General features: G+C 62.8%; 22 protein-coding genes. 17 read left to right on the top strand and 5 right to left on the bottom strand.

The window, feature by feature from the left end:
• Positions 1 to 37: 37 nt before the first annotated feature.
• A complete protein-coding gene (locus BGI01S_RS14580) occupies positions 38 to 730 on the bottom strand; it encodes a GntR family transcriptional regulator (protein ID WP_052400474.1) in 693 nt (230 codons plus the stop codon).
• A gap of 315 nt (positions 731 to 1,045) precedes the next feature.
• Here BGI01S_RS14580 and BGI01S_RS14575 point away from each other — a divergent pair, with 315 nt between their 5' ends.
• From BGI01S_RS14575 to BGI01S_RS14540, 8 genes are all read left to right on the top strand, one after another.
• Complete coding sequence (locus BGI01S_RS14575; RefSeq protein ID WP_052400473.1) at positions 1,046 to 1,834, top strand: HpcH/HpaI aldolase family protein; 789 nt, start codon at positions 1,046 to 1,048, stop codon at positions 1,832 to 1,834.
• Entirely contained in the window at positions 1,831 to 2,991 is a 1,161-nt protein-coding gene (locus BGI01S_RS14570) for a pyridoxal phosphate-dependent aminotransferase (protein WP_042326464.1), read from the top strand. Before BGI01S_RS14575 ends, BGI01S_RS14570 begins: the two co-directional genes overlap by 4 nt.
• 90 nt (positions 2,992 to 3,081) lie before the next feature.
• Positions 3,082 to 4,152 (top strand): porin, encoded by a 1,071-nt coding sequence (locus BGI01S_RS14565; protein WP_042326831.1) that lies wholly within the window; start codon positions 3,082 to 3,084, stop codon positions 4,150 to 4,152.
• A gap of 34 nt (positions 4,153 to 4,186) precedes the next feature.
• Positions 4,187 to 5,326, top strand: coding sequence for an aminotransferase class V-fold PLP-dependent enzyme (locus BGI01S_RS14560; protein ID WP_042326463.1), 1,140 nt, complete (start codon positions 4,187 to 4,189; stop codon positions 5,324 to 5,326).
• Positions 5,327 to 5,370: 44 nt separating this feature from the next.
• Positions 5,371 to 6,771 carry an amino acid permease gene (locus BGI01S_RS14555; RefSeq protein WP_042326461.1) on the top strand — a complete coding sequence of 467 codons (1,401 nt, stop codon included), beginning with the start codon at positions 5,371 to 5,373 and terminating at the stop codon, positions 6,769 to 6,771.
• A 24-nt stretch (positions 6,772 to 6,795) separates the two neighbouring features.
• The gene (locus BGI01S_RS14550; protein ID WP_042326460.1) at positions 6,796 to 8,994 is read left to right on the top strand and encodes a thiamine pyrophosphate-dependent enzyme; all 2,199 of its coding nucleotides are present in this window, start codon (positions 6,796 to 6,798) and stop codon (positions 8,992 to 8,994) included.
• Between the two features lie 17 nt (positions 8,995 to 9,011).
• A complete protein-coding gene (locus BGI01S_RS14545; protein WP_042326459.1) occupies positions 9,012 to 10,517 on the top strand; it encodes an indolepyruvate oxidoreductase subunit beta family protein in 1,506 nt (501 codons plus the stop codon).
• A 220-nt stretch (positions 10,518 to 10,737) separates the two neighbouring features.
• Positions 10,738 to 11,520, top strand: a complete 783-nt coding sequence (locus BGI01S_RS14540; RefSeq protein ID WP_042326829.1) for a cyclase family protein — start codon at positions 10,738 to 10,740, stop codon at positions 11,518 to 11,520.
• Between the two features lie 147 nt (positions 11,521 to 11,667).
• On the opposite strand, the gene BGI01S_RS14535 is transcribed toward BGI01S_RS14540, so the two are convergent.
• Together BGI01S_RS14535 and BGI01S_RS14530 are read right to left on the bottom strand one after the other, a co-directional pair.
• On the bottom strand, positions 11,668 to 11,925 hold the full coding sequence (locus tag BGI01S_RS14535) for a DUF4148 domain-containing protein (RefSeq protein WP_042326458.1): 258 nt from the start codon (positions 11,923 to 11,925) through the stop codon (positions 11,668 to 11,670).
• Positions 11,926 to 12,150: 225 nt separating this feature from the next.
• Positions 12,151 to 13,308, bottom strand: a complete 1,158-nt coding sequence (locus BGI01S_RS14530; RefSeq protein WP_232624426.1) for a porin — start codon at positions 13,306 to 13,308, stop codon at positions 12,151 to 12,153.
• Between the two features lie 253 nt (positions 13,309 to 13,561).
• Between BGI01S_RS14530 and BGI01S_RS14525 the strand changes: the two genes are divergently transcribed.
• The 3 genes from BGI01S_RS14525 to BGI01S_RS30195 all read left to right on the top strand — a co-directional run bounded on the left by BGI01S_RS14525 (position 13,562) and on the right by BGI01S_RS30195 (position 16,637).
• Positions 13,562 to 13,870 (top strand): DUF4148 domain-containing protein, encoded by a 309-nt coding sequence (locus BGI01S_RS14525; RefSeq protein WP_042326457.1) that lies wholly within the window; start codon positions 13,562 to 13,564, stop codon positions 13,868 to 13,870.
• Positions 13,871 to 14,406: 536 nt separating this feature from the next.
• Positions 14,407 to 16,191: a M30 family zinc metallopeptidase gene (locus BGI01S_RS14520; RefSeq protein ID WP_042326456.1), complete on the top strand. Its 1,785-nt coding sequence runs from the start codon at positions 14,407 to 14,409 to the stop codon at positions 16,189 to 16,191.
• A gap of 233 nt (positions 16,192 to 16,424) precedes the next feature.
• Positions 16,425 to 16,637, top strand: coding sequence for a hypothetical protein (locus tag BGI01S_RS30195; protein WP_157004176.1), 213 nt, complete (start codon positions 16,425 to 16,427; stop codon positions 16,635 to 16,637).
• 31 nt (positions 16,638 to 16,668) lie between these two features.
• Here BGI01S_RS30195 and BGI01S_RS14515 read toward each other — a convergent pair whose 3' ends face one another.
• Positions 16,669 to 18,141, bottom strand: coding sequence for an MFS transporter (locus BGI01S_RS14515; RefSeq protein ID WP_042326455.1), 1,473 nt, complete (start codon positions 18,139 to 18,141; stop codon positions 16,669 to 16,671).
• Positions 18,142 to 18,358: 217 nt separating this feature from the next.
• Between BGI01S_RS14515 and BGI01S_RS14510 the strand changes: the two genes are divergently transcribed.
• The 6 genes from BGI01S_RS14510 to BGI01S_RS14485 all read left to right on the top strand — a co-directional run bounded on the left by BGI01S_RS14510 (position 18,359) and on the right by BGI01S_RS14485 (position 25,545).
• Positions 18,359 to 20,287, top strand: a complete 1,929-nt coding sequence (locus BGI01S_RS14510) for a putative bifunctional diguanylate cyclase/phosphodiesterase (RefSeq protein WP_042326454.1) — start codon at positions 18,359 to 18,361, stop codon at positions 20,285 to 20,287.
• 35 nt (positions 20,288 to 20,322) lie between these two features.
• Entirely contained in the window at positions 20,323 to 20,742 is a 420-nt protein-coding gene (locus BGI01S_RS14505) for a hypothetical protein (protein WP_042326453.1), read from the top strand.
• A gap of 115 nt (positions 20,743 to 20,857) precedes the next feature.
• Positions 20,858 to 21,082, top strand: coding sequence for a hypothetical protein (locus tag BGI01S_RS14500; RefSeq protein ID WP_042326452.1), 225 nt, complete (start codon positions 20,858 to 20,860; stop codon positions 21,080 to 21,082).
• A 384-nt stretch (positions 21,083 to 21,466) separates the two neighbouring features.
• Positions 21,467 to 23,164: a purple acid phosphatase family protein gene (locus BGI01S_RS14495; protein WP_042326451.1), complete on the top strand. Its 1,698-nt coding sequence runs from the start codon at positions 21,467 to 21,469 to the stop codon at positions 23,162 to 23,164.
• 296 nt (positions 23,165 to 23,460) lie between these two features.
• Positions 23,461 to 23,901 (top strand): hypothetical protein, encoded by a 441-nt coding sequence (locus tag BGI01S_RS14490; protein ID WP_042326450.1) that lies wholly within the window; start codon positions 23,461 to 23,463, stop codon positions 23,899 to 23,901.
• A gap of 147 nt (positions 23,902 to 24,048) precedes the next feature.
• A complete protein-coding gene (locus tag BGI01S_RS14485) occupies positions 24,049 to 25,545 on the top strand; it encodes an argininosuccinate lyase (protein ID WP_042326449.1) in 1,497 nt (498 codons plus the stop codon).
• An 88-nt stretch (positions 25,546 to 25,633) separates the two neighbouring features.
• Here the strand turns inward: BGI01S_RS14485 and BGI01S_RS14480 are convergent, their stop codons facing one another.
• Entirely contained in the window at positions 25,634 to 26,950 is a 1,317-nt protein-coding gene (locus BGI01S_RS14480; RefSeq protein WP_042326448.1) for an MFS transporter, read from the bottom strand.
• Positions 26,951 to 26,969: the final 19 nt, after the last annotated feature.

Here is a 26,969-nt window from a genome sequence, read left to right as displayed (position 1 = left end):
CCTGCGCGGAGAGCGCATGCGCGTCGTGTCACCGTCATCAATCCTGGCCGTCGACCAATACGAAATACCGTTGCTCGGCACTGAGGATAAATTCGAGCATCGTAGTCCGGACACGTTTCGCATCACGCTCAAGGAAGCCGTTCAGCAAGTCATGCATTCCATCAAGTGCGATTTTCTGGGTGGACGAGTCAGTCAATGTCAGCGATCTGACCTGTTGCGCGTGGTCGGTAAAACGTCTGATCGTCTCCTGCAGCCGTCTGTTCTGTACGGCGCCGAGCCAGACATCGCGAAACTCCACATTGGCAGCAATCATGGCGACGCCGTCCTGCTTTTCATACGCCCGGCGAGCGTTCTGGTAGGCACGCTTTAACGCAGCATCATGCTTATCCGTCAGCGCGGCCGTCGCGCCCGCTGCCGCGCTCGGTTCAAGTAGCCGGCGCACTTCGAAAATCTCATGGATGTCGCCGTTCGTCAGCATGGGCATGACGAAGCCGCGCGTGGTCCCGACCAGGTAACCCTCGTTGACCAGCCGTAGAAGCGCCTGACGGACAGGCATGCGCGTGCAGTCGAATTCGTTCGCTATTTCATAGTCGAGAATGCGTTCGTTCGCGCCGATGTCTCCGCGCTGTAGCCGACCGCGGACCTCCTGGTAAATCGTCTCAGTCAACGTAGTCTGTTTGAGCTCGGTTCGGCTGAGCGTCCTGGCAACTTTCGAGACCTGCATTGGCATGGTGGCCGGTTCCCCAATCTGAATTCAGAACTCCTTGATTCGCCCATCTTCGCCGTCTTGTAGGCCCATTGTCAAGCTACGCGTCCACGAGGCCAAACAGCCCCGGAAGCCTAAGTGAAAACCCGCTCAGGTAAAACCATCAGCCGTTGATGGGTATGGGTTACACCGCTGCTTGACGCGAATCTGGCATCCACAATTAGTTGACATCTAAATTTCTCCACCTTATGGTTTCGCCAACTTCAAAACTGAATTCAGTTTGCGAAATGGGCCGGGGAACTGCTCGGTGGACCAACCAGGTAACCAAGGACTCAACCGATGTTTTTTCGCTCGCTGAAGCCGGCTCTGGTCAGTGGTCGACACCTCGATCTGATATGGCTCGCGCTCGGAAATACATCGATGGTGGAGTTCGCCGCGCATGCGAATCCGGAGGCACTCGTGCTCGATCTTCAGCACGGGCTGTGGGAGCGCGGCTCGCTGGAGGCGGCGATTGGCGCCGTCGGTGCGCAGGTGCCGGTGATTGCCCGCTGCGCCGGAAATTTGCACGGCGCCATTGCACAGGCGCTCGACGCAGGCGCCGCGTCGGTGCTGGTGCCGCTCATTGAAACCGCGGCGGACGCACGCAGGGCCGTGTCGGCCGGGCGCTACCCGCCTGTGGGCGTGCGTTCGGCTGGCGGCGTGCGCCCATTGCTGGCCGGGGTCGATGCGATGCTCGCCGCCGATCGCGAAGTGGCCATCGGCTTGATGATCGAAACGGCCGAGGGCGTCGAGAACGTCGAAGCCATCGCCGCGGTGCCGGGCGTCGACTATCTGTTCATCGGCACCGGCGATCTTTGTCTGTCACGCGGGACCAGCGACAGCGAGGTGATTGGCCGCGATTGCGAGCGGGTCCTGCGTGCCGCGACCGCACGCGGTTTGCCGTGCGGCATCTTCACCGCCGACGCCTGCGCCGCGCGTCGCGCGTTGGAGAGCGGATACCGGATGGCCGTGTGCGCCAATGACATTGAATTGGTGAAGCAAGGATTCCTGACGGCACGAGACGAGGTGCGTCGCTCATGCTCGACGGCTGCCTCTCACGCCGGTCAGAACACTCGGGGGAAGCAATGAGTATCACGAGACAAGCGATCGCGACGATGCCGGATTCGCCCATCATCGACGTGTGGCGTCTGGGCGTTGGCCGCAATGATGTCATCGGTCTGTGGGCGGGAGAAAGTGATTTGCCGACACCGCAGGCGTTCTGCGACGCGGCCAGTCGCGCGCTGGCCGCCGGCCACACGTTCTATTCGGCAAATCGCGGTATCGCTCAGTTGCGGGACGCGATCCGCGCCTACTACGACAGGCTGTGCGGAATCCGCGTGGCGGACGAGCGGATCGCCGTCACGTGCGGCGGCATGAATGCGGTGATGCTCGTCGCGCAAGCCATCATCGAACCGGGCGACAACGTCGTATGCGTGACGCCGTCATGGCCGAACATTCTGCGCGCCGCCACGATTGCCGGCGCCGAGGTTCGTAGCGTGCCGCTCAGCTGTGACGATGACGGATGGCGTCTCGACCTGCAGCGGCTGTTCGACACTTGCGATGCACGCACGAAGGCAATTTACTACGCGTCGCCGGGCAACCCCACCGGCTGGATGATGGAAGTCGACCAGCAGACGCAGCTGCTCGACTTCGCGCGTGCACGCGGCATCTCGATCCTCGCCGACGAGGTCTATCAGCGCATCGTCTATGACCGGCCCTACGCGCCTTCGCTGCTGGAAATCGCCACGCCCGACGATCCGGTCTTCGTGATCAACAGCTTTTCGAAAGCGTGGCTGATGACTGGCTGGCGTATGGGCTGGCTCGTGTATCCGCGCTCGATGCTCGACACCTTCGAGAAGCTGATCCAGTTCAACACCAGCGGCGGTCAGGCGTTTCTGCAGGCTGGGGCGGCGGCGGCCCTCAACGATGGCGAGCCGGTCGTCGAATCGTTCGTGTCGCGCTGCCGTGGGGGCCAGCGAATCGTGCTCGAACGTCTGCGCACGATGGAGCGGCTGCACGTGATGCCGGCGAGCGCGTCGTTCTATCTGATGTTCAGCATCGATGGCGTCACGGACACGCTCGAATTCTGCAAGCGCGCCGTGCGCGAGGCCGGCTTGGGGCTCGCTCCGGGTATTGCGTTCGGCGAGGAATCGGCGCACCAGATCCGCCTGTGCTATGCGCGCAGCGACGCGAGCCTGATCGAAGCCATGGATCGACTCGAAACACTATTGCGCCGGCGGCCCTAGACCAGCCTGTGCAGCCAGGATTTTGCAACACCCGTGATCGGCCGACGACGCCGCTCTGGTTATCCATCCAACAAGAGAGACTCGTAAATGATGCAACGCAAACTCCAAGCCGCGATAGCAATCCTGGGGATCGGGTTAACGGGGACCGCCTTCGCACAAGGCGACGTGACGCTGTACGGCATTGTCGACCAGAGCGTGCGCTTCACGAATAATTCGAACGCGGCGAACGACAACCAGGTGCAGTTGACCAACGGCGCCATCACCAACAGCCGCTGGGGCCTGAAGGGCGAGGAAGACCTCGGCGGCGGGCTCAAGGCGCTGTTCCGCCTCGAAAGCGGTTTCGATCCGCAGACCGGCAATCTCAACCAGGGCGGGCGCATCTTCGGCCGCTATGCCTACGTCGGCGTGTCCGGCAGACTCGGCACGTTCACGCTCGGCCGCCAGGGAGCGGAGGCATTCAATTTCTTCGGCGACTTCGATCCGTTGACCGTCGGCAACTATACGGCGAACTCGTGGCCGTTCTTCATGACGGTGGGTCGCATCGACAATGCCGCGACCTATGCCGGGCAATTCGGCGGCCTGCATGTTGGCGCGACCTACGCGTTCGGTCAGCAGCCCGGCAGCCTGAGCAGGAACTCGTCCTGGAGCGTGCGCGCGTCTTACGACCTCGGCCCGGCCAGCTTCGGCGGTACGTATCAGGAATCGCGTGACCTCAGCAACAACATCCAGCGCATGTGGGGCGCGGCCGCGAAATACTCCATCAGTCTCGCTACGCTGTTCGTCGGCTACATGGGCGGCCAGGATGCCACGGGCTTCGTCGACGGGGCGCTCAACGATCCGAGCCGCACCATCACCACCGGCTCGTTCGCCGACAACAAGCGCCGCGACATGACGCTCTACACCGGCGTCACCTATCAGGCGACACCGGCGTTGACCCTCACGGGCGCCGCGTACTACGACGACATCCACAACATCAACGGCCTTGCCGGCAACACCGGCCAGCGCTACACCGGCGTGCTGCTGGCCGAGTACGCGTTGTCCAAGCGCACGCAGGTCTATGCGACCGTCGACTACAACCACGTCAGCGGCGGCGCGTTCACCGAGCTGCCCGGCAAGGATAACCAGACGGGCGTCGCCGCCGGCATTCGCCACCTGTTCTAAGGCGCGCGCGCCGACACATCGAAAGGAACGACTCATGACCTATTCCGCCGAACCCGATCGCCAGGGCTGGCTGCTGTACCACTCGGTCGGCATGTTTCCCGGCCAGGAAGACGCCATGCGCACCGCGCTCGACACCTTCGCGTCGAGCTGGTGCCGCCCCGATCTGCAGCGCTGGGACTACGGTCTCGCCGCTCGACGGCAGGTGCTCGATCAATGGGCCACGCTGGTCAACGCGCCGTCTCATGCCGTCTTCGCATCGGAGAACGTCACTGAAGCGTTCGCGCGCTTCGTCGGCGCGCTCGGCCGTCGGCGTCTGGCTGGCCGACGCGTGCTGATCGCCGGGGATTGCTTCCCGAGCCTGCACTACATGCTGCGCGGACTCGAACCCGTGCTTGGCTTTACGCTCGACACGGTGCCGGTCGCATCCGGCGAAGCATTCGTGACCGACGATGCATTCATCGCCCGCTGGCAGGACGACGTGGCGCTGGCCGTCGTGACCTGGGTCACGTCGACCGCTTCGAAGCGCGCGGATATCAAGCGGCTCGCCACGCACGCCCGGGCACAGGGCAGCCTGATCGCAGTCGACATCACACAAGGCGCGGGCATCCTCGACTTCGACGTCATGCAGCCGGCTGTCGATTTCGTCGCGAGCACCACGCTCAAGTGGTTGTGCGGCGCGCCGGGCACCGGGCTCGCGTACCTCAATCCCGAGTTGCTCGACAGCGACCTGGCGCCGCTCGTGCAGGGCTGGTTCAGCCAACCGGATCCATTCAACTGGGATCTCTCGCGTTTCTCATTGGCCGCCGATGCGCGGCGCTTCGACAACGGCACGCCATCGTTTTTGCCGTTCGTCGCATCGAGCCCGGGCCTCGCGTGGCGGCTCTCCAGCGCGGCGGCCGGCATGCGCGAGCACAACCTTGCGCTGTCGCACCGGTTGATTGCGCTGGCCGATGCCAAGGGATACCGCTTGCGCTCACCGCGCGACGATTCGCAGCGCGGCGGCAGCGTGATGGCGGATTTGCCCGCGCACATCGATCCGCACGAGCTGGAGGTTTCACTGGCGAAGCACGGCATTCTGGTGGATACGCGCGGCTGCACCGTGCGTATGTCGCCCGGCATGCTGACTTCCCACGCGGCGCTCGACTCGCTGTCGACGCTGCTCCCCGCAGGCTGACCCACTGACGCAGCACAACCCTCACACGGACACGGGAACGCGACATGGAAGAGACGAGTATTACCGCACGCGAAAAGGGCTTGCACAAAGCCCTGACGCAACGCCAGATCACGATGATCGGCATCGGAGGTGCCATTGGCACGGGCCTCTTCATGGGCAGCGGCATTGCGATCGGTTACGCAGGCCCGGCGGTGCTGATCAGCTACGCGATCGCCGCGCTGATCGCCGTGATCATGGTGTTCAGCCTCGCTGAGATGGCCGTCGCGCATCCGACCGCGGGGTCGTTCGGCACGTACGCGGAGATGTACCTGAGCCGCGGCGTCGGCTTCGTCGTGCGCTACACGTACTGGATCATCGAGGTGGTCGCGGTCGGCGGCGAAGCCATCGCTGTCGGCGTCTACATGGGGTTCTGGTGGCCCGGCGTGCCCGTATGGCTGTGGTCCATCGCGCTCGTCTACGTCAACTGCCGCTCGGTGACCAACTTCGGCTCGTTCGAGTACTGGTTTGCGTTGATCAAGGTGGTGGCGATTCTCGGCTTCATCGTGGTCGGCGTCGCGAAGGTGTTCGGTCTCGGAACGGCGACGCCCGCCATCGGTCTGCACAATCTGACCGGCTTGCCGGGCGGCTTCATGCCGCATGGTTTCGGCGGCGTGTGGATGGGCGTGCTGATGGCGATTTTCTCGTTCTACGGCGTGGAAATCGTGGCCGTGACGTCGGGCGAGGCGAAAGATCCGTCACGCGCTATTCCGCATGCGCTGCGTTCGATGGTGGGGCGCCTCACGCTGTTCTACATTCTCGCGCTCGGCCTGATGGTCGCCTACCTCCCGTGGACCGAAGCCGGTGCGAAGGTGGTGCAGCAAAGTCCGTTCGTGAAGCTCTTCGCGCACGCCGGTATCGCGCACGCGGCGGCGCTGATGAACTTCGTCGTGATCACCGCGGCGCTGTCGAGCATGAACACCAACATCTACCTGTCCTCACGCACGCTGTTCTCACTCGCGCGCGGCGGCTATGCACCGCGCTGGATCGGCGTGCTGACCGCGAACGGCACGCCGCTCGTCGCCACGCTGATTTCCGGCGCCGGCGTGCTCGCGGCAGCGGCGGTGTCGTTCTTCAGCCCGCTCGCATACAACTATCTGTTCGGTATTGCGTTGTTCGGCGGCATCTTCGTATGGATCGTGATTCTCGCGACTCATCTGCGATTCCGTCGTGCATGGCGAGGCCGCACGCTGCCGGTACGCATGCCGCTGTTCCCGATTGCGCAGATTACCGGCATTGCATTGCTGAGTGCGATTCTGGTGACGATGGGGCTGGACACCGAATTCTGGAACATCTCCTGGATCGTCGGCGTGCCGTGGCTGGTCGCCATTTCGGCGGTGTACTTTTTCTATCGCAAGCGGCTCGCGCAGTCGGTGGTCGCCAACAACGCAAACGCCGCTAACGCCTGAACCGGATCACCCACGAGGAACACCATGGCCGAGCGGTCATTTGTCGAAGAAGTGAAGAAGCTGCGCCTTGGCGCCGGCGAGGTTTTCAGCGGTGAGGGAATTCTCGCGGTGACCAAGGCGCTGCTGGAGTCGGGCGTGGCGTATGTGGCCGGCTATCAGGGCGCGCCGATCTCGCACCTGATGGACGTGCTCGCCGATGCCCAGGACATTCTGAGCGACCACGGCATCCGCTTCGAAAACAGCGCGAGCGAAGCCACCGCGGCGGCATCGCTCGCCGCCTCGGTGAACTATCCGCTGCGCGGCGCGGTGACGTTCAAAGCCACGGTCGGCACCAACGTCGCTTCCGACGCGCTGGCGAATCTCGCCTCGGGCGGGGTGACGGGCGGCGCGCTGATCATCGTCGGCGAAGACTATGGCGAAGGCTCCTCGATCATGCAGGAGCGCAGCCACGCGTTCGCGATGAAATCGCAGATCTGGCTGCTCGATCCGCGGCCGAACCTGCCGTGCATCGTCCAGGCGGTGAAGGACGGCTTCGATCTCTCCGAGGCCAGCAACACGCCGGTGATGCTGCAATTGCGCATTCGCGCGTGTCACGTGCACGGGCAGTTCGTCGCGTCGGATAACCGACGCTCGGCGTTTTCGATCAAGGATGCCCTCGAAAATCCGAATCGCGACGTGAGCCGCATCGTGCTGCCGCCCGCGAGCTTCCTGCACGAGCAGGAGAAGATCAACGAGCGCTGGCCCGCGGCGGTGAAGTTCATCGAGGAGCGCCAGCTCAACGAATTTTTCTCGGCGGACGCCGCCGATATCGGCATCGCCGTGCAGGGCGGCAGCTACAACACGGTGCTGCGCGCGCTCGAACGCCTCGGACTCGCCGATGTTTACGGCGAGTCGAAGGTGCCGCTGTACGTGATGAACGTCGCGTATCCGCTCGTCGATTCCGAGTGGCAACGATTTTGCGAGGGCAAGCGCGCGGTACTCGTCATCGAGGAAGGCCAGCCGAACTTCGTCGAGCAGAACGCCAGCGCGATCCTGCGCCATGCCGATTACTCGGCCGTGCTGCACGGCAAGGACATGCTGTCGCTCGCCGGCGAATACAACACGGCGACCGTGATGAAGGGGCTGCGCGCGTTTTTCGAGCGCTATGGCATGCTCGCGCCGGAGCCGCTCCAGCCGGTCGCGCGCAAGGTGATTCCGCTCGTGGCGGCGCCCGCCGCCGCTTCGGCGGTGAGCGCTCCAGCGCCTGCGGCCGAGCCGGTCGCGCCGCTGGATGAAAACGTGCATGCGCGACCGCCCGGCTTTTGCACGGGCTGTCCCGAGCGGCCGATCTTCACCGCAATGAAGCTGGTTGAGCGCGAACTGGGCACGCACCATGTGAGCGCGGATATCGGCTGCCATCTGTTTTCGATTCTGCCGCCATTCAATCTCGGCAGTACGACGATGGGCTACGGTCTCGGCAGCGCGAGCGCGTCGGCGCTCAACGCACCCGCGGACAAGCGGGCGATCTCGGTCATGGGCGATGGCGGGTTCTGGCACAACGGCCTGACCAGCGGGATCGCCAACGCGGTTTTCAACAAGAGCGACAACCTCACCGTCATCGTCGACAACAGCTATACGTCGGCTACCGGAGGGCAGGACATCCTGTCGTCCGCCGCGCTCAATCCGACCCGTAGCACCGGGCACGAGATCGAGCGGGCCGTGCGTGGCGTCGGCGTGGATTGGGTGCGCACCGTTCGCCGCACTTACGACCTGAAGTCGATGATGGCCACGCTCAAGGAAGCGCTCACCACTCAGGCTAAAGGCCCGAAGGTGCTGATCGCGCAAAGCGAGTGCATGTTGAACAAACAACGTCGCGAGAAGCCGAAGGTGCGCAAGGCGATCGCGGCCGGCGAGCGTGTGGTGCGCGAACGCTTCGGTGTCGATTCGGATACCTGTACCGGCGATCACTCGTGCATCCGTCTGTCCGGTTGCCCGTCGCTGTCGGTCAAGCAGAACCCAGACCCGTTGCGCACGGATCCGGTTGCAACCGTGCTCGATAGCTGCGTGGGCTGCGGGCTGTGCGGAGAAGTGTCCCATGCCGCCGTGCTGTGCCCTTCGTTTTACCGTGCGCAGATCGTTAGCAACCCGAACCGTGTCGACCGTCTGCGGCAGCGCGTGCGCGATGGGCTGATCGGCTGGTTGCAGCGGCGTGACGCGGCGCGCCGCGCACGCTACGCGTTCTGATCAACACGAGTGCCACTATGAAAGCCCAACCGATCAAAATCGCCATTCTCGCCATGGGTGGAGAGGGCGGAGGCGTGCTCGCCGACTGGATCGTCGATCTCGGCGAACACAACGGCTACTACGCGCAGACCACCTCCGTGCCGGGGGTCGCGCAACGCACCGGCGCGACCATCTATTACGTCGAACTGTTTCCGCGCGAACTCGCGGACCGTGCCGGCCGCGCGCCGGTACTCGCGCTGATGCCGCTGCCGGGCGACGTCGACGTGGTGCTCGCATCCGAACTGATGGAAGCCGGGCGCGCAGTGCAGCGCGGTCTCGTGACGCCGGATCGCACCACGCTCGTGGCTTCCACCCACCGTGTCTATTCGATTGCCGAGAAGACGGCGATGGGCGACGGCCGAGTGGATAGCGACGCGCTGGTCGCAAACGCCCGCAAGGCGGCGAAGCGTTTCGTGCGTTTCGATATGGCTCAGGCGGCCGAAGCCTCCGGCAGCGTGATCAGCGCTGTGCTGTTCGGTGCGCTGGCCGGCACCGGCGTGCTGGCGTTCAGCCGCGAGCAGTTCGAGGCGACGATCGAACGCGGTGGCGTCGGCGTCAAGCCGAGCCTGCAGGCGTTCGGCGCGGCCTACCTGAAGGCGAACGATGTCGAACAGCCTGTGGGCGACACGGAAACATCCGCGACTGCCGGCATCGAAGCGAAGCCACGCGACGCGAAGGTGGCGGCACTCGTCGAACGCGTTCGCGGTCAGTTCCCCGCTGCGGTTCAACAGGTGGTGATCGAGGGCGTGCGCCGGCTGATCGACTACCAGGATCCCGACTATGCAGCACTCTATCTCGGTCGCCTTGCCGAACTGCAGCACGCGCTCGGTCAGCAGGACACCACGCTCGTGCGCGAGACTGCGCGCCACCTGGCGCTGTGGATGTCGTACGAAGACACGATCCGCGTGGCCGACCTCAAGATTCGTGGTTCACGCTTCGAGCGGGTACGCAGCGAAGTGCGCGCGCAAGCGGACCAACTGCTGGCGATCAACGAGTTCATGCATCCGCGTCTCGAAGAAATTTGCGAGACGCTGCCCGCGTCGCTCGGCAACTGGCTGATGCGTCCGCACTGGGTGCATCGCCTCGTGCGCCGTTTCACGCGGGAGGGCCGTGTCGTTACCACCAGCTCGCTGCGCGGCTACCTGATGCTTTACGCGGTGTCGCGCATGCGCGGCTGGCGCCGCGCCACGCTGCGCTACCAGGTTGAGGATGCGCGCATCGAACACTGGTTGAGTCAGGTGCTTGATGCGGCGCAACGCAATACGGCGCTTGCTGTCGAGGTCGCCCAATGCCAGCGGCTCGTCAAAGGCTACAGCGACACGCACGCGCGAGGCCTGGCCAACTACGAAAAGGTGATGGCGGCGGTGGCCCGCGCCGGCGCGCTGCTGGCGCCTGCCACGCTGCGTGAACTGCGCGAGGCGGCGTTAGCCGACGAGCACGGCAAAAAGCTGCAGGAAGCGCTCGGGCGGCACGCATTGGCCTGAGTGCCCCGGGTGCGGCGATCGAACACGACGTGTTCCGCACGATGGTATCCGCGTGACGGTCACAGCGCCGCCGATTCGGTTCGGCCTGAAGAACAAAGAATAAGTAGTGCGATATTTTTACTGGAAGGTTCGCGCAACAGCACAGCGATGAGTGTCCGGGCGCTTCGCGCAGACCAACGTCGATGGTTCACCTATCACAAATACGACTGACATGCTCCATATGACAACAGTTCTCGATCAACTCATTCGCGAAGTCTCGGTCGGAGGGATTCGCGTGGTCGATTTGACGCAGACACTTTCCCCGGATTTCCCCGCCTTGCAATTGCCGCCCGAGTTCGGGCAGGTGTGGGCATTCAAGATGGAGCAGATCAGCCAATATGACGAACGGGGTCCAGGGTGGTACTGGAACAATTTTTCGTGCGGCGAGCATACCGGGACACACTTCGACGCTCCGGTTCATTGGGTGACCGGCAAGGATCGCCCGCGCAACACTGTCGACACGATCGACGTACAGAACTTCATTGCGCCGGCGGTCGTGATCGACGCCAGTAGAGAGGTGGCAGCCAATCCTGACTGGGTGCTCACGAAGGCATTCCTCGAACGTTGGGAATCGCAGCATGGCAGGATACCGGCGTCGGCATGGGTGTTATTTCGCACGGATTGGTCCAGGCGTACGGACCCGGCGGAATTCGTCAACTTGCGGGAAGACGGCGCTCATACGCCGGGGCCGGCGCAAGACACCGTGGAGTGGCTGATTCACGAACGGGACGTCCAGGGCTTCGGCGTTGAAACGATCAACACCGACGCCGGCCAGTCCTATGCGTGGCCCGTTCCGTATCCGTGCCATACGCTGATGCACGGAGCGAACCGTTACGGGTTGCAGTGCCTGAAGAATCTGGATGAACTGCCGCCAACCGGAGCCGTGATTTTTGCAGCGCCGCTAAAAATTCAATCGGGCTCCGGTAGTCCGCTTCGGGTCCTCGCACTTGTTCCCGGTCGATGAGCTATTCGGAGCACATGACTCTCCGCCACGGTGCCGTTGTCGGATAACGGCGGCCGTGCGGCTATCAATGCGGCACCGCACTACGAAGCAGAAGAAGCTCAAACGAGCGCTTGCAGCAGCTTTCTGAACGCGTTGCTGCGGGTCGCGCTAGTGCTGGCCCGGCGCCTGCGCGGACTGTTCGGCGACGATTCGACCCGCTTGTTGAGCGTTAGCCGGGTAGCGCTCGAAATTGATGGGCGGTTTGAATCCCGCAGCACGCCAGGCGGCAAGGTCTGCTTTGACGTCAGCGCGTGTCAGTGGCGCTGAAGGATCCGACGACATCGGTGGGGAAGTTTGTGCGATCGCGGGGGCGATGCTCGCCACGCCGAATAGGATGGCCAGCAGGGCCGCAGTAACGTTCTTCATGACTCATCCTCCTGAGAGGTTGTGCACTTCCTTTTTAATCCTAGACCATTTTTACGAAGTGCCGTGGTGCCGTGGTGCCGAGGGGGCAAGTTTGCTCGACCAGACCTAAGCGCCCGCTCCACCGCTTGCCACCCCCGACGCACCTCCATTTCCCGCGCACTCAGCAAAAGTCCATTGATCTAACTTTTGTGTCGGGGCTCTTTGCTATTTTTCTTCCTGACCGCTTCAGAAGCGGGTGCGCATTCCGAGCGTGCCGACCAGTTGATTCGCCGTCGACGATGCGCCTCCCGAGCCCTTCATGAACGCGACATAGTTCTTCCCGACCGCGTGTTGATACATCGCTTCGGCGTAGACGTCGGTCCGCTTCGAGAACGCATACACCGTCTGCAAGTCCAGTTGATGCCACTTCGGATCGGTGCCGTAGGTCGTGGTGTTGTCCACGTGACCCTTCGTGTAGGTGTAGGCGAGAGCGCAGCTGATGGCTGGCGTCAGCGTGTACTTGCTATTCACTTCGAAGTTGTGAAACGAAACGTTTCCGCCGGTCGATCCGAACGAGCCGGAGCCGTCGAGCTGGCTATGCGTATAGACAAAGCCGAGCACAGCCGGGCCGAATGTGTAGTTCAGGCCGCCGCCAAAGGTGCGCTGACGTTCGGAGCCGAGCGAGAACCCGCCCTGCCCGTTTAACGAGGATTCCTTGACATCGATCGCGCCGGGGCTGTCGACCGTGCTTCCTTTCGAGCCGTCGATCTGCAGATACGCGGCTCCCGCGCTGAACGGTCCATGCGTATAGCTCGCGCCGCCGCTCCATGCGCGGTTCGCGGCAAACCCGGTGCTGTTGGAAAACGCGTACATCGCATTGAACACCAGCCCGCCGTAATTGTTGCTCGCGTACTTGGCGGCGTTGTTGATCCGCACGGAGTGGTTGAGATTATCGTTGTCGAAGGGGTGTGAAAAACCCACGGCGCCCGACTTTCCCGACACGCCCGAGAGCGGCGTGACGAAGTCGGTCATCGAATCGTACTGGCGTCCGAGCGTGACGGTGCCGAAGCGGTTGCCGCTCAGCCCGACATAGGCCTGGCGGCCAAACAGCCGGCCGTCCTGGCCGGATTGACCGGTCTCCACATTGAAGCCGCTTTCGAGAACGAAGAGGGCTTTCATTCCTCCGCCGACGTCCTCGGCGCCGCGCAGACCGAAGCGGCTTCCATTGATCGTGCCGCTGGTGGCCTGCCATAACGGCCCGTGGGAACTGCCCTTGGTGGCATTGCTGGTGTACATGATCCCTGCGTCGATCAAGCCGTACAGCGTGACCGAACTCTGCGCATGGGCCGCCGACGTGACGAACGTCGCGATGCACGAGCCCGTCACGATGAAGGTCTTCTTCACGTCAACTCCGATTGGATGGTTATATTGGGGGAGAGTCGACGGAGTGTAGAAATGCCGGAGGTCGAAATTAACGCTCCGTGATGGAGAAGTCTCTTGCTGCATTCAGAACAATGCCTGGTCTGATCTACATTCGAGAACAATCCTCTCCACCGGCGGTCCTTATTCCCGAGCGCGGACGTTCATAAACTGTCGTCACTGACATACGAACAGGGCTGTTCGTAGCAGGACAAAGCAGAGTCTGGAGCTCGTTATCATGAAGTCGCTTATTCAAACCGTCGTACTCGTCGCTGCGCTCGCAGCACCGCTTGCCGTATTCGCACAGTCGAACCAGTCGCTCACCCGGGCACAAGTTCGCGCCGAGCTGGTCGAACTGGAAAAGGCCGGCTATAGTCCCGCTCGAAACGCCGATGCGACTTACCCAGCCGATATTCAGGCGGCCTCGGCCAAGGTAGCGGCGCAGCGCGCGGCGAGCGGTTTCGGCGGTGCGGCCAGTGGATCGTCGGATGCGGGACACCCGGCGGTGTCGAAAGCCGATTGGGATGCAATGTATAGTCATCCTTAATAACGGCAGTACGAATACGGTTTAGCTTGAAGGCGCTTCTGGATTGATGAGCATGGTTTGGCAGACATGCCTGGCAATCCGGAAGCCTCGCCAGCGGCAAGGATTCGATGTTGCACCCGCGCAATAGCCACTTTCTTCGACAGCACGCACTCATCATCGCGGGCAAGGTGCGAGCCTTCACGGAGACCCGCACCATCAACGACCCCACGCCGTTGATCCATTAGTCGGGCCGCCTACAAAGTGACGCGCGAAAAATCGCTCGATACGACGCGCCCGCTTACAGAATCGCAACTTCCCCTTCAAAAGGCCCGCCTCTTTTCCGCCCCGATCCCTTCATTCGAACCGGGCGACGTCATTACCCTAAATTTCGAAGCCTTCCTGCCGATAAGAGATAGTGTGTTTTTGCGCAGGACCAGGGGACGTCCGGAAACAGGCCCGTAACTCATTCTTCGGGACGAACGGAGCGAGTGCACGCCCGCGCATGACACCGCCAAGGACTTTTACAAGGCAAGAATCCGGCAGTGGAGAAAGAGAATATGCGTATCAGGCGTGGGAAATCGGCATTCGGGGCATTCGGGGTAATCGCGACGCTTTCTCTGGCCGCGAGCCTGACCGCATGCGGCGGTGGCGGAGGCGGTAGCAGCAGCGACAGTGGCAATAACAACAGCGGCAATAACAACAGCACGACCAGCAGCAGCCCGAATACGGCTGGCAACAACCCACCGGTCGTCAGTGCGCCGCCGGTCACCGTGACGCCCGTCGCGGACGGCAAGTTGCACGCCGCCTGCTCGGACTGCGGTGCGACGGACGACTCGACCTACGCCGGCACCGGCGTGGGCTTGTGGCAGGCGCTCAACGCCAGCGCGCAGGCCGGTACGGTCAACGTATCGATAAAAGGCACGGCGGGCCGCAACGTCACGCTTGTTTTCACCAACGAGGGCGGCACTCAGGCGATGTCCTCGCTGCCCATCAACGCAAGCGTGCTCACGCCGTCGGCCGACGTCGTATCGGCGAAAGCGCAGACGCTGACCACGTCGCAGAGCGGAGAGGACCCGATCGTCAAGGCGATCCACGAGTTCAACGCGACCGGATGGAAGGCGCTCGTGCAACAGAATGCGGCTGCGTCGGCGGGGCGCGTGTCTGGCGACGTCGTCGGTCCGGTGCAACGCACTGTGGTGACTTACAACATCGGCGACACGCGAGATTTCTGGCTGGCCGACTACACGCAGCGCCATATGGCGCTTCAGGCAACGGGCGCGACGGCCGACGGCACCAAGGTCAACATCTGGGTCGAAACCGCCGAATACGGCACAGGCAAGATCACGCCGGCCATCGTCAGCAGCCTTTTGCAGAATTACGCAGGCACGGGCGGCGTGTACGACATGCTTACGAGCGTCGGCGGTCCTTTCTGGGGCACGGTGAGCACGGCGGGCGTGATCGGCGCGTCGCAACCGATCGACCTCGTCATCGCGAACTTCAATCACGATGCGCAGCCGTACGGCACCGTGGGCTACTTCTGGTCGCTGAACAACTTCGCCAACCAGGGGAGCGGCCAGACGTATTACAGCAATGCGGACCTGTCGCTGTATCTGGATTCGGAAACGCTGTATCTGGCGGGCACCGCCGGCATGAAAGCGATGCAAACCGTGATGGCGCACGAAAGTACTCACATGCAGAACTTCTATCGCCGCGACATGCTGATGGGGCCGCAGTACGCGTACGACACGTGGCTCGAAGAGATGACGGCGATGATGATGGAGGACTGGGTCAGTTTCAATATCGACTCGACGTACAACGCGATTCGCGACAATCGCTTCGTCAGCTATCTGACGTACAACAATCACGGCAGCTATACGTGCGGGTTGACGACATGGGACGTCGACGACTCGACGTGTGACAGCTACGCGACCAATGGTTCGTTTGGCGGCTTCCTGAACCGGCAGTTGGGCCTCGCGTTTTACAAGGCTCTGTTGAACGACAAAAGCGCGACGACCTCGATGGCGCTTCTGAATGACGCGATCCAGCAGGTTCGTCCCGACTCCAGCGTCGCTCAGGAATTGCGCCACTTTACCGCGGCTGCGAGCGCCCAGGTGCCGCTGGCGGCGAACATGGCGCAGTACAGCTTCCCGTCGCGCGCCGAAGGCGGCTTCACGCTGCCGTCGATCGATCCGTCGAAGAAGGTCCGTTTGCTGCCGTCGGCCGCGCCGGGTGTGCTCTTGAGCTATGCGAGTTTCCCGGCCGTGCGTTCGCACGTCGCGAGTACTTATGAGGAGACGGTGACGTTGCCGCCGGGCGTGACGTTGTCGGTGGTCGTGCAGTAGTCCACCCGCACGGCTGCATTGCGTTGGACGATGTGAAAAAGCCGTTCTCTTTCCAGAACGGCTTTTTTCACGCATGCTTGGCTGTGTAGCCTGGAGTCGCCGACTCCGCACTCGTACAGCTTTACTCTGCCGCCATGCTTCGAAAACTGCTTCTATGCGCTTTTATTCTGTGTGCCGGTGCGGCGTGTGCGGGAGTCGCGCATCCCGGAGATCCGGTCGATTTGCACGGTACGTTGACGCTTCGAGGTAACGAGCCGTTCACGTATCCGGTCGTTTCCGACGGCAAGTCAGCGTGGCAACTGAAGGGCGTCGATCACGCGACGGCGCTTCGGTTGCAGGGCCGGGTCGTGCACGTGACGGGGCGAGTCGCGGAGGGCGGGGCGCCCTCCGGATTGCCTGTCGTTCAGGTCGAAGCTGTTGAAGTGGACGAGGGCGCAGCGCGTTGAAGTACTCAACGCGAACCCTTGCGCCCTTGAATCACACCGCGCCGCGAAAATCCTCGGCGTCGACGTCATAGCCCGACGGTTCCCAGCGAATCGCCAGCAACGCCAGCAACCCGCACAACGGTGCGAACGCGATGATCCAGAAAACGCGCGTGTTCAACGCAGCCGCCAGTACCGGGAAAAGAAACAGCGACGCGGCCGAACTCGCGCGCATCAAGGTCTGATTGAAGCCCACGCCGACTCCGCGCAACGAAGTCGGGTAGCTCAACGACGCGAAGGTCATGCTGTGCGACCCGGGCCCGATGCCCTGGCCGAGCAGGAACAACGCGAGCAGGGCGACGGCCGACACCACCTCGGGCGTCGACGACGGCCGCCCCACGATGGCGAGACCCAACAGCGCGATCAACTGGAGCGTGTAGCCGAACACGGTCAGCTTCCACGCGCCGACCGCGGGCACGATGCGCACCGCGATCACACCGCCGACGAACGCGAAGCCGAGGTTCAGCGCGAGCGACGCGAGGATCGTCGTCAGCATCGACTGAGCGAGGAAGCTCGAAATGATGACCGGCAAGCCGAACGCGACGGCGTTATACGCGAACGCCGAAGCGATGCCGATGACGGTCGCCAGAACCGTCCGACGCAAATACACGCCGCGCAGCAGCGCTGCGTAGTTGCGCCACGAACCCGCGCGCACGGGTGCGCGATTTGCCGACGCTTTGACTTCCGGCGCGACGTCCGCATCGATGCCATACGATCGCTTCAGAATGCGCGCCGCGCTTTCGAGGTCGCCCTGATTGGCGGCCCAAACCGGCGATTCGCTGATGTAACGGCTGCGAACCGCAATGATGATGAGCGCCGGCACCGCGCCGAAACCCAGAATCAGACGCCATAGCAGGCCCGAGTGACTGGCCGGCAGCGTCGAATAGAAACCCAGCACGAGCAGGTACGAGATGCTGATTGCCGCGTACCACACCGGACACCACGTGGCGATGCGCGCGGCTTTGTTGCCGCGTCCCGACAGGCGCGAGAACTCCGCCAGAAAAGCCATCGCGACCGGCAGATCGATACCCACGCCCAGTCCCATCACGAAGCGCGCACCGCCGAGCACCCAGGCGTTGGGCGCGAACGCGCACGCCAGCGCCGCGACCACGAAGAAGAACATGTCGGCCATGAAGACGCGATAGCGGCCGATCTTGTCCGTCAGAAAGCCGCCGAAGAACGCGCCGAAAATAGCCCCGAACGTGATCGCCGAAGCGACGAGCCCGGTACCTGTTGGCGTCAGCGAAAATTCGCGGGCGACGTCCTTGAGGCCGAATGCAAGGGCGCCGAGATCGTAGGCATCGAGAAAAACGCCACCGAGCGCAATGGCGACGACGATGCGGGCATCGCTGCCGGCCGCCGCGCCGCGATTGACGAGGTCGGAGACATCGGAGGCCGAACGGATGACAGGCTTTGCGGGCCCGGTGGTGGAAACAGCGGACGGAGTGGGCGCAAAGGTAGAGGACATGCGGAGACGACCGGCAAAAAGGCGCCATCGTAACGGCGAATGCCGCATCCGCACAAATCCATATTGGTTATTTGCTAATGCAGACAGTGGAGTGGCGCGCGGTCTACACTGCTTTTTTCCGGATTAAGCTGAGATTTTGAGTCTGCGTAATTGAGTTTACGTAATAATTGCTGCGCACGTCCCGTTTGAATTCCGCCAACCGTCAAATGTACAGGGCATGGCCTTCAGCGAACCTAGGTCTCCATTTTTCAAGTGGGTCGTGTCTTCCGCTCAGGAACTGAGTGCGGAAAATCGGCAAATCCTGCTTGCCCATTTATTCACGCGAACCTCCGCGATCATCTTCGCGGCGATTTGCGAAATCAGCGTCTGCGCCACCGCTTTCTATCTTTATCCGATTGCGCTTTATGCGGCATGGGGTATTGCCGTCGTCATTCTGCTGATCGTCCGCCTCGGGCTGATCTGGCTATGCCGCAAGCGCAGCGCGCAGGATCGGCCCACGCCGACCTCCGCCTTTCTGCTCGCGAGTCTGCTCTGGAGCGTGCTATTCGGCTTCGGCACGTTGCTGTGCAATATCAGCGGAGACCCGACGCTATTCCTGCTCGGCAACGTTTGCGCGGTCGGCGTGATCGGCGGATTGGCCGGCCGCAATGCCGGCACGCCGCGTCTTGCGATGTTGCAGATCACTTTCATTCTCGGTCTGTTGGCTGTCGGCGCGGCGATGTCGCCCGGCAATGGCAAGCTCGTGCTGCTGTTTCAGGCGCCTTTCTGTGCGGCCGGGTTCTTCAACGTTGCGTTGCGTAGCAATCGCGACACCGTCGCGTTGTTGCTGGCGCGCGAAAGCGCGCACCGCCTCGCGCATCAGGACAGTCTCACCGGCCTGCCGAATCGCGCGCGTATCAGTGAATTGCTGCTGGAACGCACGGAGGTGGGCGCGCTGCGTCAGAATCCATCGTTCGCCGTTCTGTTGATCGATCTCGACGGTTTCAAGGCGATCAACGACAGCCTCGGCCATGCCGCCGGCGATCAGATTCTTCAGGAAGCGGCGATCCGTTTGCGTGAAATCCTGCCGGGCGGCGGTCTGGTCGGGCGCCTCGCGGGCGACGAGTTCGTCGCCATCTCCGACGGCACGGTGCAGGTCCGCGATGTTCGCGTGCTGGCCGACCGCATCGTCAAAACGCTCGCGCGGCCGTTCGTGTTGACCGAGGCGCTGGTGCATATCGGCGCGAGTGTGGGCGTGTCGCTTTATCCGGAGCACGCGAAGACGGGGCCGCAATTGCTGATTTGCGCGGACCGCGCGTTGTATGCGGTTAAACGCAGCGGTAAAAGCGCGTTTGCAATCTTCGATACCGACAAGCACGTTTCCGACGAAAGCCTGAGCCTGCTTCGCAGCGACCTCGAAGGGGCGCTGCAGTCGTTCGACGGATTGCGCATGGAGTATCAGCCGATCGTCGATCTGAGCGACGGCGCGATTTCCGGCCGCGAAGCGCTGATGCGCTGGACGCATCCGACTCGGGGCGAACTCTCGCCGTCCGCGTTTATTCCGACCGCCGAACGCACCGGCCTGATCCTCGCGCTGGGCGAATGGGCGCTGCTGCAGTCGTGCACCGAAGCCGCGACGTGGCGCGACCCGGTGGCTGTCGCAGTCAACGTATCGCCGGTGCAATTGCGTGAGGAATCATTTGCTTCGACGGTCGCGGCGATTCTGCGTAAAACACGGCTGCCGCCCGCTCGCCTGAATATCGAGGTTACGGAAACGGTGCTGTTGAACGACGATGCGGTCACGCAGCGCAACGTGGCGCGGTTACGCGCGTTGGGTATCGGACTCGCGCTCGACGATTTCGGCACCGGCTTCTCGACCATGTCGACGCTCGTGCGTTTCTCGTTCGACAAGCTGAAGATCGACAGTTCGTTCGTCAAGGAGTCCGTGCACGGGCGCGAATCCGCCGCGGTGGTGCGGGGCATCGTCGCGCTGGCTCGCGAAATCGGCATGCCGACCACGGCGGAAGGGATCGAAACGCAGGAGCAACTGGATTTCGTGCGCGTGTGCGGATGCACGCACGCTCAAGGCTTTCTGTTGGGCAGGCCGCTGCGGAGCAGTGAAATCGCGCAGATCGATGGGCAACTCGCCGCGACCGCGCGTTCCTGAAAGTCCGGCATTGGCTCTCCGGTATCGAGGTGGAGATGAATTCGACATTGCAATTCCAGCTCAGGATTACGGTCTCGCCCGAGTTGGCGGATGCGTTGCGCACCGACGCGTCCTATGCGGCGCATCCCGCGTTGCGTGACATTCTGCACGCGCACCACGCGACGTTGAAGTGCCAGTTCGATGCGTTCGCCGATTACGTCAGCGAGGCGGAAAGACTCGGGACGGAGAACTTTCCACTCTATCAATGGACGCGCGACACCATAGAGAACCCGGAGAAGAAAGCGAAGTATCTGCGGTCATTCACGATCTATGTGAACGGCGATGCCGTCTATGGCAGGGACATCACTGACGCTATGGAAACCCAATTACTGAATCTGGTCGACGCGAATGGAATTAGCCGCGTTTCACGGTTCGATACCAATCCGGCGAATAATCCGCAGCCGCCCGCGCGTTAAGAATCTTTCAGTTTCATTCAACGCGACAGCTAATTGTTATTGCCGTTTGACATTGAACGACACGCCATCGAGTTCGTGAGACGATGCAACCTCACTTTTTTTCGCGGAGCGCGATATGGGACTGTTGGACGAACTTGGGAAGGTTGCGGGGGCGGTTGCCGCCGTTGAAGCAGCAGAAAAAGTGGACCCGGAAGCCGGTCTACTGACGAAAGGTATCGCCGCGATCGCCGGTTTTGAAGGTGCCGGCAAACTGGAATCGATGATGGAAAAGAAGGACGACGACCAGCAGGCCGACACCGACAACACGCAAGGCACCGACGATACAAGCTCGCAGACTTGAGCGAACGCGAGGTTGCCGGCCGCAAGCGCGAGATGTTGGACACGCGATGCGCCGGCAACTTTGCAGCCGCTAGTCGCTGATCTATCCGCCGCCGTTCGACGCGGCCATCCCTTCACTGACCTTTACGCACTGGCGTTCCTAAGACACTCCTCCGCCACGCGCCCCACGCGCTGCATTTTCCCCGCGTCATCCCTTCCTGAGTCCAGCCGGCCGCCGTTCGCCGTCGTGCTCATCCAATCCTTTCATCCGGTTGTCACAGCTTCGCGCCTAGCATCACTGGTCGCATCGTCATGCACGTCTGCGGCAGCGCACACTTCAGCGTAGGCAGCATCGTGTTCCGCATAAGCGCTGACATTCTTCCATCCCCATAGAACACCACCGGACATGTCGAACAGAAAAATCGTCAAGGCCCCACCGCCCGATGATCAGGGCGCTTCCATCGTCTCACGTCGTGGTTTTCTGAAGTTTGCCGGCGCGTCGAGCCTCGCGAGCGCGGCGGGCACGCTGGCATCGGCGGCGCGGGCCGCCAATGGCGCTGCGCCGGACGGCACGCCGGAACAGATCCACCTGACCTGGGGCAACGATCCGACGGACGAGGTCACGGTGTCGTGGGCGTCGCTCGCGCCGGCGGTGAATCCGCAGGTGCGCTTCAGCGGCGCGGACTCGAAGCGGCACACGGTTCACGCGGTGCAAAGCACGTACACCGACGGCATCAACGGCGAGGTCGTGTTCACCTATCACGCGCGTCTGCGCGATCTGAAGGCCGACACGAATTACCAGTACGAGGTGACGGCCGAGAACGACAGCAATGCGGCTCAACCCTTCAGCGCGAGTTTTCGCACGGCGCCGCATGGCCGCGCGCCGTTTCGCTGGACGAGCTACGGCGATCTCGCGACGCCGAACACCGGCTGGGTGCTGTCGTCGCCGCAGAGCCGCTTCGCGGTGCAGGGAGTCGAGCGTTTCCAGCCGCTGTTTCACCTGCTCAACGGCGATCTTTGCTACGCCAATCTGAACCCGACGCAACAGCCGGCGGTATGGCGCGACTTCGGCAATAACGCGCAGACGTCGGCATCGAACCGGCCGTGGATGCCCTGTCCCGGCAATCACGAACTCGAATTTCACAACGGCGAGCAGGGGCTCGCGTCATATCTCGCGCGTTATACGCTGCCGGATAATCATTCGCGCTTCCAGGGCCGCTGGTATAGCTTCCGCGTGAGTTCGGTGCTGTTCATCTCGCTCGATGCGGACGACGTCGTCTATCAGGACGCGGCCGCATTCGTGGCCGGTCCGGCGCCGCTGGTGCCGGTCGCCAGCACCGGCAATCCGCCGGTTCAAGCGGGCACCTCGCTATACGTGCGCGGATATAGCAACGGCGAGCAGACGCGCTGGCTCGAGAAAGTCTTGCACCACGCGTCGCAGGACGACGACGTGGACTGGATCGTCGTCCAGATGCATCAGGACGCGCTGAGTTCGTCGCAGACCGGCAACGGTTCGGACAAGGGCATCCGTGAAACGTGGCTGCCGCTGTTCGACCGCTACGGTGTCGACCTGGTGCTGTGCGGCCACGATCACGACTACGAGCGCAGTTATCCCGTGCGCGGCTGCAATCATCACAAGGGCACCGACATCGCGACGGGCCGCCCGGTCGATACGTTGCAGCCGAAGCCGGTGATGTCCGCGGTGTCGTCGGGTGCGTCGACGTTCGACACGAGTCATGGCACGATCCACCTGATTCTCGGCGGCGGCGGCACGAGCGCGCCGCTCGATGTGTATGGCGTGGATATCGGCACGGGGTTGCCGCAGGCGCGCATTTTCACGCGACCGAACCGGCCGGTGGCGGCCGCCACGACGGGTACGTTCACGCGGGCCGGCGCGGATGCGGTCGAAGACGCGATCTGGTCCGCGCAACGCGATACGGGCACGGGCTACGGCATTGCGGTGTTCGATCATGATCCGGGACATCGCGGCGGCGAAACGACGATCACGATGAACTACTATCACGCGCCCGGCGCGGATCAGACGCCGACGCCGAACTACGAGTTGTTCGAGACGATCGAGTTGAGGAAGAAGCGCCGAGGATGAGTGTGGAATGATGACGGATCGGCGAGGCGTCGTCGCATTGCGATGGCTCTCCGGTCCGCTGCTGGTTTGGAAAGTAATTGTTCAGTAATCCGGATCACTTGCATGGATCGCACGCGGCGTAGCGTTGCCGCACGCACCGCCGAGATCGATCTCCCTCTTTATCCCCGCCAGAATCGGCCCAAACCTCCGTCGATCATTTTGTTACACGTCTTACTGAGGCTCATCAGAGCGGTTACAGAAGGCTTTCGAAAGGCCGGTTATACTCGGCGCCGTCTCAAGAAAACAAAAGACCTGTTATGTCGAAGAAATTCATCCGGATGGTTGCCGTTGCTGCATTGACCGCTGCGGCCTCGTTGTCGGCAGTGGCCGGCGATATGAACAACATGCTGGGCGGCGCGCTCGGCGGTGTGGCCGGCGCGGCGCTGGGTGGCGCGGTGGGCGGCAGCACGGGCGCCGTCATCGGCGGCGCGGTTGGTGGCGGCGCCGGCGGCGCGGTCACGTCGAATCGCCGCGAGCGTACGGGCGCGATCATCGGCGGCGCGTTGGGCGGCGGTGCGGGCACCGCGGCCGGCAATGCAATGGGCGGCCGCAGCGGCGGCCTCGTCGGCGCGGCGCTGGGCGGCGGCGCGGGTTCGGCGCTCGGCGGCAACGTCTCGCGCTCGAACTCCTACGCGGACGACTACTCGCGCGGCTACCGTTCCGGCAAGCGCCATTACAAGCATCGTCATTACGATTGAGCGCTCCGCGCTCGCGCCCGTATGCAAGCGGGCGTGAGCATGAACGTTATCGCGTGCAAAGGCGTTCGTCGGAAGCGGCTCTGACGACGAACGTCGAACCAACGGCGAACATATAATCAGGCGCATTCGAACTCACGCGCGCCCGACATGAGATTACTCGCCTGGACTTTCCCCGCAGTCGTTCTCCTCTCCGCTTCTCCCTCCTTTGCCCAGCAAACGCCGCCTCGCGACGAATTCTTCTGGCTCGGCGAAATCAACAAGGCCACGGTGGTCATCAACACCGACGAAGGCCTGCTCGACAGGACGATGGCCCCGCGCCTCGCCGCGGGCGTCGCGAAGGTGATCGCCGACGGCAATCAGCCCGGCGCGAAACGTCCGGCCACGGTCATCACGTTCGAACCGCTGCTGATCAAGGCGGCGGGCGAGGACGTCACGCTGCTGCACGCTGGGCGCTCCAGCCAGGACATGCACGCCACGTATCGCTCGGCGATTCTGCGTGACGACCTGCTGAACCTCGCCGATCAACTGAACCGCACGACCGCGACGCTAGTGCGTCTCGCGGGTCAATACGCGGCAACTGTCGTCCCGAACTACACGAACGGCGTGGCGGCGCAGCCGAACAGCTACGGTCATTACTTGCTGGGCTTCGCCGCGGGACTGGATCGCGACGCGCAGCGCATTCGTGAAGCGTATAAGCGTGTCGATCGGTCGTCGATGGGCACGACAGTGCTCAACGGCACGAGCTGGCCGTTGAATCGCGAACGCATGGCGCACTATCTCGGCTTCAATGCGATCGTCGACAACGCGTACGACGCATCGCAAATCTCGTCGGTCGACGAACCGGTCGAAGCCGGTGCAATCGTCACGAGCGTGGCGCTGCATACCGGCAGCTTCATTCAGGACGTGATGACGCAATATGCCGAGTCGCGTCCCTGGATTCTGTTGCAGGAAGGCGGCGTCAATACATATGTGTCGAGCGCGATGCCGCAAAAGCGCAACCCCGGGCTGCTGATCCGCACGCGCACGGACGCGTCCACCGCGTTGGCGCAGGCCGAGGGCGTCGTCATGGAGGCGCACAATCTGCCGCCCGGCATGAGCGATCCGAAGGACGTGAAGGCCAACAGCGAGATGATCGACAGCGGCATCGCTGCGCTCAAAGGCTGGCAAACGGTGATGAACGCGCTTGTGATCAACCCTGAACGTGCGCTCGAAGAACTGAATAGCGATTGGACCGCGTCGCAGGAAATCGCGGACGTCCTGATGCGCAAATACAAGCTGCCGTTCCGGGTCGGCCATCATTTCGCGTCGAATGTAGTCGAGTATGCGCGGCAGAAGGACATCAAGCCGCTCGACTTTCCGTACGCCGACGCGCAACGCATCTATCGGGAGACGGTAGCCGGCACGCAGTATGCCGGCGATCTGCCGATGAGCGAAGCCGAGTTCCGCGCGACGCTGAATCCGGTGGCGATCGTGAACAATCGCGCGACGACGGGCGGTCCGCAACCCGCCGAAATGGCACGCATGCTGAAAGAGGCGAACGCGCGCGTCGCGCAGCAGGATCAGTGGATCAAGGACAACCGCGCGCATATCGCGGGTTCGCTGGCGAAGCTGGATACCGACTTCGACAAGGTACTCGGCCGCTAGCGCGCTGATGCAGTGAACCGTTCCACACAGTCGCTTCGCGAGCACGGCGTCGAATCGGCCGCGCTCGCGAAGTTCTCGTCGCGCGCTTTCAACGCTTGTCGGCGAGCGGAAAAGCAGCCTCGCGACCCGCACGCGGCGCAGGCGTCGCGGGCTTCGGACCGGCGACGAACGGCGCATCCGGCTTCATGACGAAAGTCAGCAGCACCCCGCAAGCCATCACGCCGATCGACAAGAGGAAGGTGACGTTCCAGTTGCCGAGTCGATCGATCAGATAGCCGGCCACCACCGGACTGACGATCGCCGCCGTGAAGCCCGTGCCGCTCATGATGCCGCTTGCGGTGCCCGAGCGGTCGTACGCGATGTCCATTGGAATGGCCCACATCGGGCCGATGTTCATTTCGTTGAAGAACATCGCGGCGGCGAGGAAGATCAGCGAATACATCGGATCGTGGATCAGCACGACGGGGATCAGCGAGAGGCCGGTCATCGTCATGCAGAACGCGACCAGAAGACTGCGCGCGAGTTTCAGATTGCCGGTACGGCGCAACAGGCGGTCGCTGATCAGTCCGCCGACCAGATCGCCGAACACGCCCGCAATGAACACGCCCGACGTGAAGATGACCGCCTTCTTGATGTTCAGATGGAAGCTGTGCATGAAGTAGAGCGGCATCCAGTCGAGCATCAGCCACAGAATCCAGTTGTAGCAGAAGTACACGGCCGAGACCGGCAGAAGACGCCGATAAAGCCGCGCCCATGTGCCCGGCGCTTCGACCGGCCGCACTCGCGGCGGCGGCAGACTGTGAATTTCCTCGGCCGTGATGCGTGGATGATCCGCGGGCTTCTCGGTGTACGTGATGTACCACAGCACGAGCCAGCCGAAACTCAGCGCGCCTAGCAGGTAGAACGCAAAGCGCCAGTCGAACGCGGTCATCAACGCGAGCACGAGCATCGGCGCGACGGCGTTGCCGAGCCGCGCCGACGAATGCGTGATGCCTTGCGCGAGGCCACGCCGGTCTTTCTTCACCCATGACGCCATCGCGCTGGTCGACGCGGGGAAGGTCGCGCCCTCGCCGAGCCCGAGCAGCAAACGCGCCGCGACGAGCGTCGCGAAGCCGCCCGCTAGTCCCGTCAGCGTGGTCGCCACCGCCCAGATGAACGCGCAGGCGATCAGCGTGCGCTTCGCGCCGAAGCGGTCGCTGACCCAGCCGCCGATGAACTGGAACACCACGTACGGATACGCGAACGCCGAGAAAATGAAGCCGAGCTGGGTGTTGCTCAGTCCGAGTTCGGTTTTGAATTGGCCGGCCGCGGTGCTGATGTTCACGCGATCGACGTAAGTGATGAAGTACATCAGGCACAACATCAGCAGGACGGTGGTGGTCGCCTTGAGCTGCAATCGTTTCATGTCTCACTCCACGTTGTGC

Source organism: Paraburkholderia ginsengisoli NBRC 100965 (assembly GCF_000739735.1).
In the GTDB taxonomy this organism is placed as follows: domain Bacteria; phylum Pseudomonadota; class Gammaproteobacteria; order Burkholderiales; family Burkholderiaceae; genus Paraburkholderia; species Paraburkholderia ginsengisoli.
Note: the sequence above shows the minus strand (reverse complement) of the source record. Positions and strands in the feature narration are given on the sequence as shown.